Origin of the sequence: Lysobacter enzymogenes, assembly GCF_023617245.1 — a bacterium.
In the GTDB taxonomy this organism is placed as follows: domain Bacteria; phylum Pseudomonadota; class Gammaproteobacteria; order Xanthomonadales; family Xanthomonadaceae; genus Lysobacter; species Lysobacter yananisis.
In genome coordinates this window covers 138,353-152,716 of record NZ_CP067396.1, presented here as the reverse complement: position 1 = coordinate 152,716, position 14,364 = coordinate 138,353, and the positions used below count along the sequence as shown (strand labels likewise).

Below are 14,364 nucleotides of genomic sequence, written 5' to 3'. Positions count from 1 at the left end.
GAAGCGTCGTCGGCAACGCGGCGGCGATGCATCGCGACAACGCGGATCGCCGGTCGCGACCTCAGTCGCCGAAACTGACGCCGCGGCAGTCGCGGCGCGCGCGGCCCTCGCGCTTGCCGCGCTCATCGCTACCGGCTTCTCGCATCTGCTTGATCGAATGCGCGCAGCGCGTGCGTTGGTTCTCGCTGTCCTGGCGCGTGCGCTGCGGATCGCCCTCGCCCCAGCGCACCAGCGGCTGCGGCGACTGCAGATCGAAACCGGGTTCGCCCGGCTCGGCCAGGCGCGCGGCGGCCGGGCTTTGTCGGTAGAGCTCGTCCTGCGGCCGCTGCGCGCCCGGCGGCGCGTGCGTTTGCGGCGCCTGCGGCTTCAACGCCGGCGGCGCGAGCTTGGGCGCGGGAATGGCGGCTGACTTGGTCGCGATCGGCTTGGCGGCAGGCGCCTGGGCGAAGGCCGGCGCCGACAACAACAGCGCGAGCGCTGCGGCGAGGGGGAGACGGAGCATGTGCGCAGTCCTGGTGTCGCCGGATCGTCGCCGGCCTTGCGACTGTAGCGGCATCGGCGGCGCGCGTGCAGACCTGCGGGCGCTGCGAGCGCTGTATCGCGACGAAGACGGTTTGCGCGATCTGCTCGCACGCCGAACGACTGCGCCGCACGCGCTCGCCCGTATCGCGCGCGACCGCGCCGCCTCCCGTCATGGGCGCGCAAGCGCGCCGTTGCGCTTCACCCCGGCGCCAGCGCGCGCGGATGGCCGCAGGCCGCGCACAGCGTCGCCTGCGGCGTGCGCAGCGGCTTGCCGCAAAGCGCGCAAGGCGGTCCGTAGCGCGATGCCTGGTGATGCCAGATCGCCTCGAAGCTGGTTTCGCGATAGCCGGTCAGGCGCTCGTAGAAATCGAAGGCGTCGCGCCCCGCCCCCTGCATCGCCTCGTGCGGGCCGACGCGGTGCTGGCGGCAATGGCGCTTGATCCGCGACCAGGCCTGGCTCAGCACCGGTCCCATGCGCGCCCATTCGTCGTCGTCGAGCATCGGCAGCACCTTGTCGCAGCGCCAGCAATACAGCTCCGTGGCCATGCCGTCCCTCCCCGCGGGGTCGCGCCCGCTTCCTGAATGCGATAACCGTATACGCATTCAGTGCAATCACCAGCAGACGCACAAACGGCACACCCCGCCCGTCTGGCGGCCCGATTGCGCACACAGGCTATAATTCCGAGTCTTTGCTCGGCTCCCGGCCCGCCACACCGGACCGCACGGACGCCCACCGCACCGCCCCGCCAGCCCACCCGCGGCATCGCCGCGAGAGCCCGCCCATGACCAGCACCGCAGAACTCAGCTCGCCCTCGTCGGCGAACACCGGCTTGACCAACTCCGTGCTCGATCCGGACTACACCCTGGAGCACAAGTACACCCGTCAGGAAGGCCGCATCTATCTGTCCGGCGTGCAGGCGCTGGTGCGCCTGCCGCTGATGCAGCGCCTGCGCGACCAGGCCGCGGGGCTCAACACCGCCGGCTTCATCTCCGGCTACCGCGGCTCGCCGCTGGGCGGGTTCGACCTGGAGCTGTGGCGCGCGCGCAAGCACCTGGAAGCGGCGGGCGTGAAGTTCACCCCGGGCCTCAACGAAGACCTCGGCGCGACCATGGTCTGGGGCACCCAGCAGACCAACCTGTTCCCCGGCGCCAAGGTCGAAGGCGTGTACGGCATGTGGTACGGCAAGGGCCCGGGCGTGGACCGCACCGGCGACGTGTTCAAGCACGCGAATGCCGCCGGCACCAGCAAGCTCGGCGGCGTGCTGGCGCTGGCCGCCGACGACCACGCCTGCCGCTCCTCGACCCTGCCGCACGGCTCGGAAGGCGAGTTCACCAGCGCGATGATGCCGATCCTCAATCCGGCCGGCGTGCAGGACATCCTCGACATGGGCCTGATCGGCTGGGCGATGTCGCGCTACACCGGCCGCTGGGTCGGCTTCAAGACCATCGCCGAAACGGTCGAATCGTCGGCGTCGGTGGACGTCAATCCGCTGGCGCTGCAGATCGTGACGCCGGACGACTTCGTCATGCCGCCGGGCGGGCTCAACATCCGCTGGCCCGACCCGCCGATGGACCAGGAGATGCGCCTGCACCAGTACGCAGTCAAGGCCGCGCAGGCGTTCGCGCGCGCCAACCGCATCGACCGCATCGTGGTCGATTCGCCGAATCCGCGCCTGGGCATCATCACCACCGGCAAGAGCTACCTCGACGTCCTGCAGGCGCTGGAGTACCTGGGCCTGGACGCGCGCGCCTGCGCCGACCTCGGCATCCGCGTGTACAAGGTCGGCATGACCTGGCCGCTGGAGCCGGTCGGCCTGCGCGCGTTCGCGCGCGGCCTCGACGACATCCTGGTGGTCGAGGAGAAGCACGCCTTCATCGAAAGCCAGATGAAGGAATCGATGTACAACTGGGACGGCGGCAAGCGTCCGTCGATCGTCGGCAAGTACGACGAGAACGGCGAGTGGATCCTGCCGTCGACCGGCGAGCTGACCCCGGCGCGCATCGCCGGCGTGATCGCGCGCCGCATCCAGCGCTTCCACGATTCCGAGCAGATGCGCAACGTGCTGCGCTGGATGGAAGAGAAGGAAAGCGAGCTGGCGCTGCCGCGCGCCGCGTTCCCGCGCGTGCCGCACTACTGCTCGGGCTGCCCGCACAACACCTCGACCGTGGTGCCGGAAGGCTCGCGCGCGCTCGGCGGCATCGGTTGCCATTACATGGTCACCTGGATGGACCGCGACACCAACACCTTCACCCAGATGGGCGGCGAAGGCGTGACCTGGTGCGGGCAGTCGGCGTTCACCGAGACCGAGCACGTGTTCCAGAACCTCGGCGACGGCACCTATTTCCACAGCGGCTCGCTGGCGATCCGCCAGTCGGTCGCCGCCGGCGTCAACATCACCTACAAGATCCTCTACAACGACGCGGTCGCGATGACCGGCGGCCAGCCGGTCGACGGCACCCTGTCGGTGCCGCAGATCGCGCACCAGGTGCGCTCCGAGGGCGTGCACACGATCGTGCTGCTGTCCGACGACATCGCCAAGTGGAACAAGCGCGAGCTGTTCCCGAGCGACGTCGAGTTCCACGACCGCAAGGAACTCGACGCGGTGCAGAAGCGCCTGCGCGAGACCAAGGGCGTCAGCGTGCTGATCTTCGACCAGACCTGCGCGACCGAGAAGCGCCGCCGGCGCAAGCGCGGCAAGATGGTCGATCCGCAGAAGCGCGTCATGGTCAACACCCTGGTCTGCGAAGGCTGCGGCGATTGCGGCAAGAAGTCGTTCTGCGTGTCGGTGCTGCCGAAGGAAACCGAGTTCGGGCGCAAGCGCGAGATCGACCAGTCGAACTGCAACAAGGACTATTCCTGTGTCAATGGCTTCTGCCCGAGCTTCGTCACCGTCGAAGGCGGCGGGCTGAAGAAGAAGAAAGGCTCGTCGGCCAAGGATCGCTTGAACGATCTGCCGCTGCCGACGCTGCCCGCGCTCGACCAGCCCTGGAACATCCTCATCACCGGCGTCGGCGGCACCGGCGTGGTCACCATCGGCGCGCTGCTCGGCATGGCCGGGCACCTGGAAGGCAAGGGCGCGAGCGTGCTCGACCAGACCGGCCTGGCGCAGAAGGGCGGCGCGGTGACCACCCACATCCGCATCGCCAAGGCCCCCGACGACATCCACGCCGTGCGCATCGCCGCCGGCGAGGCCGATCTGGTGCTGGGCTGCGACATGGTCGTGGTCAACGACTACTGGGCGCTGTCGAAGATCCGCGCCGGCCGCAGCCAGGTCGTGCTCAACAGCTACGAAGCGATGCCGGGCACCTTCACCACGCGTCCGGACATGCAGTTCCCGGCCACCGACATCGTCGCCGCGATCAAGCTCGCGCTCGGCGAGCAGGACCCGCACCTGGTCGATGCGACCCAGCTCGCCACCGCCCTGCTCGGCGACGCCATCGCCGCCAACCTGTTCATCCTCGGCTACGCCTGGCAGCGCGCGCTGGTGCCGATCAGCTTCGATGCGCTGATGCGCGCGATCGAGCTCAACGGCGCGGCGATCGAGATGAACAAGACCGCGTTCGCCTGGGGCCGCCTCGCCGCGATCGACCCGCGCGCGGTGGCCGAGGCCGCCGGCGTGACCCGCAAGGTGCCGACCGCGGCCGAAGCGACTCCGCACGACCTGCCGCACCTCAAGCCCGGCGAGTGGGAAGGCAACGAGTGGGGCGCGACCTCGGCGCCACGCGCGACCCGCAACGAAGACGAACTGCGCCACCTGCCGGCCGGCGCCAAGGCCGACGGCGACAACGTCGCCTTCCTGCCGCTGGACGACCTGCGCCTGTCGCGCTCGCTCGACGAACTGGTCGCGCGCCGCGTGGTCTTCCTCACCGACTACCAGGACGCCGCCTACGCCAAGCGCTATTCCGACTTCGTCGCCAAGGTGCGCGAGGCGGAGCAGAAGCGGGCCCCGGGCTCGACCGACCTGGCCGAGGCGGTGGCACGCTACTTCTTCAAGCTCATGGCCTATAAGGACGAGTACGAAGTCGCGCGCCTGTACACCAGCGGCGAATTCAAGCGCCGCCTGGAGCAGCAGTTCGACGGCGACTACAAACTCAAGTTCCACCTCGCCCCGCCGCTGCTGGCGAAGAAGGACGCGCAGGGCCGGCTGATCAAGCAGGAATTCGGCCCCTGGGTGTTCACCGCGTTCAAGTGGATGGCCAAGCTGCGCGGCCTGCGCGGCGGCACCTTCGACATCTTCGGCTACACCGAGGAGCGCAAGATGGAGCGGCGCCTGATCGGCGAGTACGAGCAGACCGTCGGCGGCCTGCTCGACCGGCTCGACGGCGGCAACGTCGACCTGGCCGCGGAGATCGCCAGCATTCCCGAGCACATCCGCGGCTACGGCCACGTCAAGGAAGACCACCTGCACAAGGCCAAGGCGCGCGAGGCGGAGTTGCTGAAGGAATTCGCCAATCCGCTGCGGATTGTGCAGGCGGCGTGACTTCTCGGCTTGACAGAGTTGACCAAATGCACCGATGCTGGCGCCGCGGACGCGGCGCCAGCATCGGTCGAGATTGACTTGACAAGATCGCATCGCTCTGGTGCGGTCCGGCTTCGCGCAGCGAAGCCGGACCGCACCAGAGCAGGATCAATTCAAATATCTATTCAAACAATCTCGACTGTAACCTCCTAATCCCTTGATCTATAGCAATTTTTAAGTTGAACTATCTATTCATAGATAGATTCAACATTTGCTATGAGCATGCATTCGACCAGGCTGGAAACCCTGCTGCGGTCCGGCCCCAAGACCGCCGCCGAACTTGCTGCTGCCGCAGGCATCAGCCAACCCACTGTTTCCCGTGCACTTGCCGACCTGGGTACCAGGCTCGTTCGCATCGGTCGCGCCCGGGCAACGCGCTACGCATTAGCGCGCCCCATTGGACGCGCGGACCATGCTTGGCCACTGCATCGGATTACCCACAACGGGCAACCCGATCTGTTGGGCACCCTGCTTTCACTGCATGGAGGCTGGCTATTGCAGGCCAGTCGACCACTGCCCTTGTATCAGCACGGTGAGTTCGCCGAAGGCCTGTATCCGGATCTGCCCTGGTTTTTGGACGATCTGCGCCCCCAAGGCTATCTCGGCCGCGCTTTCGTCCGTCGCCACGCCATCGATTTGAACGCACCCGCCGATTTGAATCGGTGGCAATCCGAAGATGTCGTAACCGCGCTGCTACGCCAGGGAGCCGACCTGCCCGGCGACCTGGTTCTTGGCGACCTAGCGTTAGAGACGGCATTGCTCGATACGGTGTTCGACAGCCCCGATACGCTCATCCCCGTGGATCTTCGCGAATTCAACTATCCCGCACTGGCCGAACAAGCCGAGGCCGGCGATGCCGTGGGTTCTTCCGCAGGCGGCGAGCAACCCAAGTTCACCGCGGTACTGGAGACCGCCTCACGAGAACGCCAGTGCGTGATCGTCAAGTTCGCACGCCATAACCCCGAGAACGCCGCTGCGCGACGTTGGGTGAATCTGCTGGGCTGCGAGCACTTGGCTAATGAAGTGCTGCGCGAGCACGGATTCGAAACCGCGACCACCCGCATCATCGACCACGCGGGTTGGCGCTTCCTGGAATCTGTGAGATTCGACCGCACCGCGCAGCGCGGCCGCCGCGGCTTAGTTTCGTTGCGCGCATTGGACGCCGCTTATGCCGGGAACGACCCCGGCGACTGGCTGGCCTCGGCAGATTCGCTGCTCGATCAAGGCATCCTCGGCACCGACGATGCGGAAAACATCCGAAAGCTGCATCTGTTCGGCCGCTTCATCGGCAACACCGACATGCATTCGGGCAACTTGAGCTTCCTGGTCGATCCCGATTGCCTGCAGGTGCGTCTGGCACCGGTCTACGACATGTTGCCCATGCAGTATCGACCGAGCGCGGGCGGCGAGATCCACGAGCGCCCGCTGACGCCGCCGATGGCCCTGGGCGACGTACAACGTTGGCGCTGGGCCGCCGATGCCGCGAGCGATTTTTGGAATGCCGTCGCCGGCGACGACCGAATCGGTCCCGCGTTTCGCGCAATTGCCCAACAGAACCTGCAACGAGTCGGATCGGTGCAGGCCCGGTTCGGCTGAAGGCGCTTCTCTCGTTCTCGCTCCGCAGGCGACGTACGCCCCCCCGATGAAATCTCAAATCGCCCGCAACGCGCGCCGCACCACCTGCGCGCTGGCATCGTCCCCGGCGCTGACCATCGCGTAGTTGTAGCCGCCGCGCGACCAGTACTGCGCCAGCAAGCCGCCGTCGCGACGGTCGCCGCGCGGCAGCAGGTGGTGGCGCGGGCCGGGCGGGCGGATGTAGAAGCTGATCGCCTCGCCGCCGGCGTGCTGGTACACCACCAGCGCCGCGGCGCCCTGGTCGGTGGCGAGCAGGCGCGCGCCGACCGGGCGGTAGCCGGCGGCGCTGAGGTCGGGCAGGCGCATGGGCTCGCGGAAGTTCGCGTCGAGCCACGGCTGCACGTCGTTGGCGACGGTGTCGGCGCGCAGTTCGCCGCGCGCGGCGAACAGGCGGTGCGCGGCGATCGCGTCGGCCATCGGCGCGGCCGCCAGCGTCGCCGACGGCGCCGCGGGGCGGCTCCATTCGCGCGCCTGCCAGCCGCCGATGCCGCCCACGCCCAGGCTCAGCAGCACCGCCGCGGCGACCGCGTAGCGCGCGCTGCGGCGGCGGGCGAGGCCGGCGCGCAGGCGCGCGGGGTCCAGCGCCGGTTCCGGCGCCGGGGCGGCGCCGGCGAGCGCGGCGCGCAGTTGCTGCGCGTCGCGCTGCCAGGCCTGCAGCTCGGCCAGCCGCTCGGGCTGGCGCGCCAGCCAGGCCTCGACTTCGGCGCGGCGCGCGGGGTCCAGGCGGCCGTCGATGTAGGCGTGCAGGTCGTGTTCGTCGGGAACGTGGGTCATACGGAACTCGCAAGCGAAAACGAAGGACGCAGCGCGCGGATCATTTCAGCAATCTCAGCGGCGCGGTCGCGGTCTCGCCGTCGCTGAGCCGGCGCAGCGCCTGGCGCGCGCGCGACAGCCGCGACATCACCGTGCCGATGGGAACCTCGAGGATGGCGGCCACTTCCTGGTAGCTCAGGCCTTCCACCGACACCCACAGCAACAGGCTGCGCTGCTCCACCGGCAGCCGGTGCAGCGCGTCCAGGGCCGAGCGCGCGAGCGTTTCGCGCTCGGCCGAGGGCTGGCTGTCGGCCGCGCCCAGGCCGATGCGCGCGAGCAGGCCGGCGTAGCGCTGGGCGCGGCGCTGGCCGTCGAGGAACTGGCGGTAGAGGATCGAGAACAGCCACGGCCGCAGCGCGGCCTCGTCGCGGCGCTGGCTCCAGCCGGCGATGGCGCGCTCCAGTGCGCTCTGCACCAGATCGTCGGCGGCGTGGGAATCGCGCGCCAGCCAGCGCGCGAAGCGCCGCAGCGAGGGCAGTTGTTCGCGCAGGGCCTGGTCGAGTTCGTGCGGGGACATGGGCGCGGGGCCGGGTCGGATTCCGAGTGGATTGGGGGTGGGTTCGTCGGTAGGACGCCGCCGCGCGCAGTTTATTCCCGGCCGCGTGTTCGCCCCGCGCAGGGAATAAGCCGCGGCGGCGCGCGTCGTACCCCTATCGACCCACTGACGCAGCCACGCCCAAGGCCATGAACGAGCCCACCGCCCCGCCCCGACCGCCCTTCCCGCTCGCCCGCTGGACCCTGATCGCGCTCGCGGTCGGCGGCCTCGCCGGCGCCTTCGCCTATGTCGCCGGCTACCTCGACCCGCAACGGCTGACGCCGGCGCGCGTGGTCGATCAACTGCAGGCCAACGGCGGCGTCCACCCCGGCTACCGCCGCAACCACGCCAAGGGCGTGTGCGTGATTGGCCGCTTCGACAGCAGCGGCAAGGCGGCGCCCTACTCGCGCGCGGCCTTGTTCGCCGCCGGCGCGCGCACGCCGCTGGTCGGGCGCTTCGCCCTGCCCGGCGGCAATCCCTACGCACCCGACGGCGGCGTGCCGATCCGCAGCCTGGCGTTGCGCCTGACCCAGGCCGACGGCCAGCAATGGCGCACCGGCATGAACAACATGCCGGTGTTCCCGGTCGCCACGCCGCAAGCCTTCTACGAGCAACTGCGCGCGACCGCGCCCGACCCGGCCACCGGCAAGCCCGACCCGGCCAGGCAGAAGGCGTTCTTCGAAGCGCACCCGGAGACCGCCGCGTTCCGCGCCTGGATCAAGGACCAGAAGCCTTCGGCCAGCTACGCCACCGATGCCTACTACGGCCTCAACGCGTTCTACTTCGTCGGCGCCGACGGCGCGCGCCACGCGGTGCGCTGGCAGGTCGAACCCGACAACGGCGCGGCCGCCGCGCCGCTGGGCGCGCAGGACGTGAACACGCTCGCCGCCGAACTCGAACGCCGCCTCAATCAGGCGCCGCTGCGCTGGCGGCTGTGGGCGACGCTGGCCGCGCCCGGCGATCCGGTCGACGATGCGACCCAATCCTGGCCCGCGCAGCGCCCGCGGATCGACGCCGGCACGGTGATCCTCGAACGCGCCCAGGACCAGGACAGCGGCGAATGCCGCGACATCAACTACGACCCGCTGGTGCTGCCCGACGGCATCGTCGCCTCGGCCGATCCGCTGCTGCCGGCGCGCTCGGCCGCCTACGCCGAGTCTTATCGCCGTCGCACTTATGAGGAAGCGCGCGCCGGCGGCCGTCCGCCGCGGGAGGCCGCGCGATGAACCGCGAAACCGCAACGACGATGTTCTGGTGGCCGGCGCGGGTGCTGCACTGGCTGATGGCGGCGATGATCCTGGCGATGCTGTTCGTCGGCGCCGGCCTGGTCGCGAGCGTGTCCGAGCGCCACGCCTGGCTGCTGGCGCTGCACAAGCCGCTCGGCATCGCGATCCTGCTGCTGGCGGTGCTGCGGCTGGCGCTGCGGTTGCGGCATCGGCCGCCGCCGCTGCCGCGCGACCTCGCCCCGGCCGTGCGCCTGGCCGCGCACGCCTCGCACTGGCTGCTGTACGCGCTGATGCTGGCGATGCCGCTGATCGGCTGGGCGATGCTGTCGGCCGGCGGTTATCCGGTCGAGCTCGGCGCGGGCGTGCGGCTGCCGCCGATCGCGCCGTTCGACCCGACTTGGTTCGCGGCCTTGCGCTGGCTGCATCGGGCGCTGGCGTACGCCTTGTTCGCGCTGGTGCTGGCGCACCTGGGCGCGGCGCTGTACCACGGCCTGATCCGGCGCGACGGAGTGCTGCGCAGCATGCTGTGGCGGCAACGCAGCGCGCCGGACTGAATCGTCGCGTCCGCAGCCCCTGTAGGAGCGGCGCGAGCCGCGACCGCGATACCGCGCTTACGGCGCGAACGGCTAGCCCGCGGTCGCGACTTGCGTCGCTCCTACAGGGAGCAGGCCGTTTGTCGCGGACAGCGTGGGAGGGACTTCAGTCCCGATGCTTTTCGCTCGGATCGCCGCGCGCGTTCAACGCTGCGCGCGCGGAAACTCGGCCCGTCCCAACGCATACGGCAACAACCGCGCGATGTTGCGCGCATCGTCGATGCCGCGGTGGTGGGTGCCGGCGAAGTCCAGCCGCACCCGCTTCACCCCGCCGTCGAGGCCGAACTTGCGCCCGGAACCCTCGCGCTGCGCGAACAGGCGCTTGATGTTGTGGTGCGGCGCGCCGACCGGGTTGCACACGCGGTGGAAGTCGCAGTCCTGTTGCAGTTGGTTGCGGTCGTAGTCGCCCCACGAGCCCCAGACCAGGTCGGTGTAGCCGGCGCGCCAGGCCTTGAGCGCGGCGGCGGCTTCGGCGAAGCCCGGCGCGGCGTCGACGTCGGCCTGGGCGATGCTGGTGAGCCGGGTACAGAACGCGGTCAGGCGCGGATGCCGCACCGGCCGCACGAAGCTTTGGAATTCGCCGATCACCGCCAGCGATGCGGTGTCGACCATCACCGCGCCGATCTCGATGATCTCCATCTGATGGCGCGGGACGGCGCCGTCGTCGGCGCAGGTGGCTTCGAAGTCGATCAGCAGGTAATGCGTGGGTTGTCGTTCTATGGTTTCGTTCATGACGCGGCAGTGTCTCGCGAGCGATGTGCGGGTGTAAGGCCTTCGGTCGGCCGCCGGGCGGTTGCGCAGCGGCTGGTGCAAGAGCATCGGGCCTGAAGGCCCTCCCACACCACCCGCTCGATCGAACCGCGGCGGTTCCCGCAACACCGGCGCGCTCGAGCCGCGCGGCTCACTTGGGCGCGAAGATCTTCGACAGTCGGTCCGGCGTGCCTTCGATGCGTTCCAGGCGCGGGTAGCGCAGGCCGCCGCGGTAGTCGATGCGCAGCGTGCGCACGACATCGCCGTTGCGCACGATCAATTCGATCGGCTTGCCGTCCTTGGCCGCGGTCACCGCGTCCTTGAGCCGCTCGCCGTTGGCGGCGTAGCCGTTGATCGCCATCAGGTTGCTGCCCGGGGCGATGCCGGCGTCGAAGGCCGGGCCGTCCCAGCGCACCGCGCCGACGGTGTTGTCGTTGGACAGGGTCAGGCCCAGCGAATAGGTCAGGTCGGTGAGCTTGCGGTCGCTCTCCACCAGCTTGCCGGTCTCGGTCGGGGTGTCGGCGAAGGCGAGCTTCCAGCCGCTCGCGGCCAGCCCGTCGATCGGCGCGGCGCGCGCGTCCAGGCGTTCGCGCAGGAACCCGGCCCAGTCGAACGCGACCACGCCGTTCAAGGCCGCGACCACGTCCTCGAATTCGTACGGCTTGACCTCGTAGTCGCCGTCGGCGCCGTGGAAGAAGACGCGGGCGAAATCGTCGAGCGAACGCTTGTCGCCGCTGAGCGCGCGCAGCTTGGCGTCGACCGCCAGCCAGATCAGTTGCCCGCCGCTGTAGTAGTCCTCGCTGAGCTGGTAGCTCGGATAGGCCTTGGGCCGGCGCATCGCGATCACCGGATCGAGCGTGGTGTCCTGGATCGCGCGCCAACCCAGGCCCGGACGGTCCTCGGCGTAGCGCGCGGCGACCAGCGCCAGCGTGTCGCGCGCGAACTGCGGTTTCCACAGGCCCGAACGCGCCGCCAGCACATAACCCCAATACTGGGTCTGGCCTTCGTACACCCACAGCAGGCTGTCGCGCAGCGGCTGGTTGAAGTTGCCGGCGACCAGCCCGGCCGGGCGCCGGAACTTGCCGTTCCAGGCGTGCACGTACTCGTGCGCGAGCAGGTCGCGGCCGGTCGCGGCGGTGCCGTCCCAACCGGTGAAGTAGTCCACGTCCACGCCGTTCTCGCTGGAGCGGTGGTGCTCCAGGCCGATGCCGCTCATCTGGCCCGACAGCGACAGCAGGAATTCGTAGCGGTCGTAAGGCTGCGAGCCGAACAGCTTGATCGCCTGGGTCACCAGCTCGCGATGCGGCTTGAGCTGCTCGGGTTTGGCGTCCAGGTACTTGGCCGCGTCGGCGACCAGGTTGAGCCGCACCGGAATCTTCGCGCCCGGCGCCAGATCGATCTGCTTGTAGTGGCGGCCGGCGAACACCGGCGAGTCCAGCAAGGTGTTGAGCGGGACCTCGCGATAGCGCAGCACGTCGCCCTGGCGCGACTCCAGTTCCAGCGCGGTGCCGGCCTGCCAGCCCGCCGGCAGCTTCAGGCTCGGCGCGACCTGGATGCCGCGCGCGTAATAGCCGGCCGGATACAAGGCGACCTGGTTCCACTGCACGTTGAGCGTATCGGCGGTCATCACCACCCGGCCCTGGTTGCCCGCGGTCGGGGTGAGCATGTCGAACTCGACGTCCAGTTCGCCCACGCCCTGCGGCACGTCGAGCTTGAACGCGTACACGTCGAGCGGATCGCGGGTCCAGGCCAGCGCCTGGCCGTTGCCGCGGATGCGCAGGCCGGCGAGCTTGTCGATCGGCCCGGTCGGCGAGTGGTTGCCCTGGATCCACTGCGGGAACAGCAAGGTCAGCGGCCCGGCCTGGACCGGAATGCGCTGGCGCGCGTGCAACACGCGGCGGGCGATGTCGCTGGCGTCGACCTCCAGTTGCAGCTTGCCCGGATACGGCCGGTCCTGCGGCGGCGCGGTCTGCGCGTGCAGCGGCAGCGCGGCGGCGATCAGCAGGGGCAGCAGGGCGAGCGGGGATCGGCGCATGGACGGACTCCGGCGGTACGGGAAAGACGATCCCGCATCCTAACCAGCCCGGCGCGGCCGGCCCCTGCCATTGAGCATGCACGCGCGCCGCCGGGCCCGCCGCGGCGGCGTGGCGACCGATTGCGCACAAGCGCGCGCCCGTGGCGGAACAGCGGCGCCTGGCGTTGCCGCCGCCGCGCTCAGCGCGCCGGCAGGGCTTCCTCGCTGCGCGCGCTGCGTTCGGACTCGCCCTCACCGTCGGCGAAGTAACGCATCGCCGCGACCTTGCCCGTGCCGTCGCGTTCCAGCCGCAGCCGGGCGATGCCGTCGGGGTAGACGAAGGTGTCGGCCGCGACCGGGGTCAGCCGCTGCGGCGCGCCGCCGCCGATCCGCTGCACCGCCAGGCTGCCGGCATCGGCGCGCAACGCCCAGGCCCGTTGCGGATCGAGCCGGTACACGCCCTCGGCCGAGGCCAGCGCGGCGGCATCGACCGGCACTGCGCGCGCCGGCGGATACGGCACGCCCATCGCCATCGCGCCCAGCTGACGCGCGATCGCCTCCAGGCCGATCCCGCCCGGCGCGCCGCTTTCGTCGTTGCTCAGCACCGCCACCGTGGTCGCGCTGGTCGGTTCGTACAGCAGATACGAGGCGAAGCCGAAGATCCCGCCGCCGTGCGCATAGGTCAGGCGCCCATGCATCGGCATCCGGCCGATGCCGTAGCCATAGCCGTACTCGCCGTGGCGGGCCTTGCCGTGGGCGCGGGTCATCTCGCGGTAATGCTGCGCGCTGAGCACCCGGCCGCCGTGCAGGGCGCGGTTCCAGCGCCACAGGTCGTCGAGCGTGGACACCAGGGCGCCGGCCGCGTGCGGCTGGCTCATGTCCAGGAACGCCATCGGCAGCACCGCGCCGTCGCGCCGCGCATAGCCGGCGACCATGCCCGGAATCAGCGTGCGCACGTCGCCGTAGCGGGTATGCGCCAGGCCCAGGGGCTGCAGCAGCGTCTCGCGCAGGTACTCGTGCCAGGGCCGGCCGCTCGCCGCCTCGATCACCGCGCCGAGCAGCACGTAGCCGGAGTTGTTGTAGCGATAGTCCTGGCCCGGCGCGAAGTCCGCCGGCAGGTCCTTGAACACCGCGATCAACTCCCCGGTGTTCAACTCGCGCTTGATCGACTCGTGCATGTAGCCGTCGATGCCGGTGTAGCTCTTCACCCCGGAGGTATGGTCGAGCAGTTGCCGGACCTGGATCGCATCGCCGTTGGGGTAGTCCTTCACGTATTTCGACAGCGGATCGTCGAGCCCGACCTTGCCGGCCTCGACCAGCTTGAGCAGGCCGGCGGCGGCGAACTGCTTGGTCACCGAGCCGATCCGGAACACCTGATCCGGGCTCAGCGGCACGCCGAGTTCGACCTCGGCCAAGCCGCGCGCGCCGCGGTAAAGCACGCGGTCGCCGCGCGCGACCAGCACCGCGATGCCGGGCGCGCCCTCGGGCGCGTTCTGCGCCAGCAGGCGATCGGCCAGCGCGCGCAGTTCGGCGTCTTCGGCGGCCTGCGTAGCGGCGGGCGTGGGTGCCGCGGCCGACGCCGGCACGGGCGCGAGCGCCAGCCCGGACAGCAACGCCGCGCAGGCGGCCGACAGCAGCAGGGATCGGGCGGGCGGCATGACGACTCCATTCGCAGGTGCGCAGCGCCGGACGTTAACGGCGCCGCCACGACGGCCGCTACCGCCGGAAGTCCCGACGACTTTCGGCCAGGGATTTC

The 14,364-nt window shown here is 70.0% G+C and carries 11 protein-coding genes and 1 pseudogene; 4 read left to right on the top strand and 8 right to left on the bottom strand.

What is annotated here, in order from left to right; all coding sequences use genetic code 11:
* Positions 1–61: 61 nt before the first annotated feature.
* Positions 62–502: a hypothetical protein gene (locus JHW41_RS00640; RefSeq protein ID WP_250448666.1), complete on the bottom strand. Its 441-nt coding sequence runs from the start codon at positions 500–502 to the stop codon at positions 62–64.
* A 218-nt stretch (positions 503–720) separates the two neighbouring features.
* Complete coding sequence (locus JHW41_RS00635) at positions 721–1,068, bottom strand: hypothetical protein (protein ID WP_250448664.1); 348 nt, start codon at positions 1,066–1,068, stop codon at positions 721–723.
* Between the two features lie 236 nt (positions 1,069–1,304).
* On the opposite strand from JHW41_RS00635, the gene JHW41_RS00630 reads away from it, so the two are divergent.
* Both JHW41_RS00630 and yjjJ read left to right on the top strand, forming a co-directional pair.
* On the top strand, positions 1,305–5,003 hold the full coding sequence (locus JHW41_RS00630) for an indolepyruvate ferredoxin oxidoreductase family protein (protein WP_250448662.1): 3,699 nt from the start codon (positions 1,305–1,307) through the stop codon (positions 5,001–5,003).
* A gap of 255 nt (positions 5,004–5,258) precedes the next feature.
* Complete coding sequence (yjjJ, locus tag JHW41_RS00625) at positions 5,259–6,638, top strand: type II toxin-antitoxin system HipA family toxin YjjJ (RefSeq protein WP_250448660.1); 1,380 nt, start codon at positions 5,259–5,261, stop codon at positions 6,636–6,638.
* Between the two features lie 54 nt (positions 6,639–6,692).
* On the opposite strand, the gene JHW41_RS00620 is transcribed toward yjjJ, so the two are convergent.
* The gene (locus JHW41_RS00620; protein WP_250448658.1) at positions 6,693–7,451 is read right to left on the bottom strand and encodes an anti-sigma factor family protein; all 759 of its coding nucleotides are present in this window, start codon (positions 7,449–7,451) and stop codon (positions 6,693–6,695) included.
* Between the two features lie 40 nt (positions 7,452–7,491).
* The gene (locus tag JHW41_RS00615) at positions 7,492–8,007 is read right to left on the bottom strand and encodes an RNA polymerase sigma factor (protein WP_250448657.1); all 516 of its coding nucleotides are present in this window, start codon (positions 8,005–8,007) and stop codon (positions 7,492–7,494) included.
* A 167-nt stretch (positions 8,008–8,174) separates the two neighbouring features.
* On the opposite strand from JHW41_RS00615, the gene JHW41_RS00610 reads away from it, so the two are divergent.
* Together JHW41_RS00610 and JHW41_RS00605 are read left to right on the top strand one after the other, a co-directional pair.
* Complete coding sequence (locus JHW41_RS00610) at positions 8,175–9,251, top strand: catalase family peroxidase (RefSeq protein WP_250448655.1); 1,077 nt, start codon at positions 8,175–8,177, stop codon at positions 9,249–9,251.
* Entirely contained in the window at positions 9,248–9,805 is a 558-nt protein-coding gene (locus JHW41_RS00605) for a cytochrome b (RefSeq protein ID WP_250448653.1), read from the top strand. The genes JHW41_RS00610 and JHW41_RS00605 overlap by 4 nt, the downstream gene beginning before the upstream one ends.
* A 72-nt stretch (positions 9,806–9,877) precedes the next feature.
* Here the strand turns inward: JHW41_RS00605 and JHW41_RS26130 are convergent.
* The 4 genes and pseudogenes from JHW41_RS26130 to JHW41_RS00590 all read right to left on the bottom strand — a co-directional run.
* A pseudogene (locus JHW41_RS26130) lies at positions 9,878–9,982 on the bottom strand (DUF6053 domain-containing protein); the annotation flags it as partial.
* Between the two features lie 6 nt (positions 9,983–9,988).
* Entirely contained in the window at positions 9,989–10,576 is a 588-nt protein-coding gene (locus tag JHW41_RS00600) for a 3'-5' exonuclease (RefSeq protein ID WP_250448650.1), read from the bottom strand.
* A gap of 169 nt (positions 10,577–10,745) precedes the next feature.
* Complete coding sequence (locus tag JHW41_RS00595) at positions 10,746–12,629, bottom strand: M61 family metallopeptidase (RefSeq protein WP_250448648.1); 1,884 nt, start codon at positions 12,627–12,629, stop codon at positions 10,746–10,748.
* Between the two features lie 179 nt (positions 12,630–12,808).
* Positions 12,809–14,266: a serine hydrolase domain-containing protein gene (locus tag JHW41_RS00590; RefSeq protein WP_250448646.1), complete on the bottom strand. Its 1,458-nt coding sequence runs from the start codon at positions 14,264–14,266 to the stop codon at positions 12,809–12,811.
* Positions 14,267–14,364: the final 98 nt, after the last annotated feature.

Bases quoted from the DNA above. Each gene is read 5' to 3' on its own strand.
- JHW41_RS00610 (WP_250448655.1), top strand. From the start codon at position 8,175: ATGAACGAGCCCACCGCCCCGCCCCGACCGCCCTTCCCGCTCGCCCGC.
- JHW41_RS00590 (WP_250448646.1), bottom strand. From the start codon at position 14,266: ATGCCGCCCGCCCGATCCCTGCTGCTGTCGGCCGCCTGCGCGGCGTTG.
- JHW41_RS00635 (WP_250448664.1), bottom strand. From the start codon at position 1,068: ATGGCCACGGAGCTGTATTGCTGGCGCTGCGACAAGGTGCTGCCGATG.
- JHW41_RS00605 (WP_250448653.1), top strand. From the start codon at position 9,248: ATGAACCGCGAAACCGCAACGACGATGTTCTGGTGGCCGGCGCGGGTG.
- yjjJ (WP_250448660.1), top strand. From the start codon at position 5,259: ATGAGCATGCATTCGACCAGGCTGGAAACCCTGCTGCGGTCCGGCCCC.
- JHW41_RS00600 (WP_250448650.1), bottom strand. From the start codon at position 10,576: ATGAACGAAACCATAGAACGACAACCCACGCATTACCTGCTGATCGAC.
- JHW41_RS00620 (WP_250448658.1), bottom strand. From the start codon at position 7,451: ATGACCCACGTTCCCGACGAACACGACCTGCACGCCTACATCGACGGC.
- JHW41_RS00595 (WP_250448648.1), bottom strand. From the start codon at position 12,629: ATGCGCCGATCCCCGCTCGCCCTGCTGCCCCTGCTGATCGCCGCCGCG.
- JHW41_RS00640 (WP_250448666.1), bottom strand. From the start codon at position 502: ATGCTCCGTCTCCCCCTCGCCGCAGCGCTCGCGCTGTTGTTGTCGGCG.
- JHW41_RS00630 (WP_250448662.1), top strand. From the start codon at position 1,305: ATGACCAGCACCGCAGAACTCAGCTCGCCCTCGTCGGCGAACACCGGC.
- JHW41_RS00615 (WP_250448657.1), bottom strand. From the start codon at position 8,007: ATGTCCCCGCACGAACTCGACCAGGCCCTGCGCGAACAACTGCCCTCG.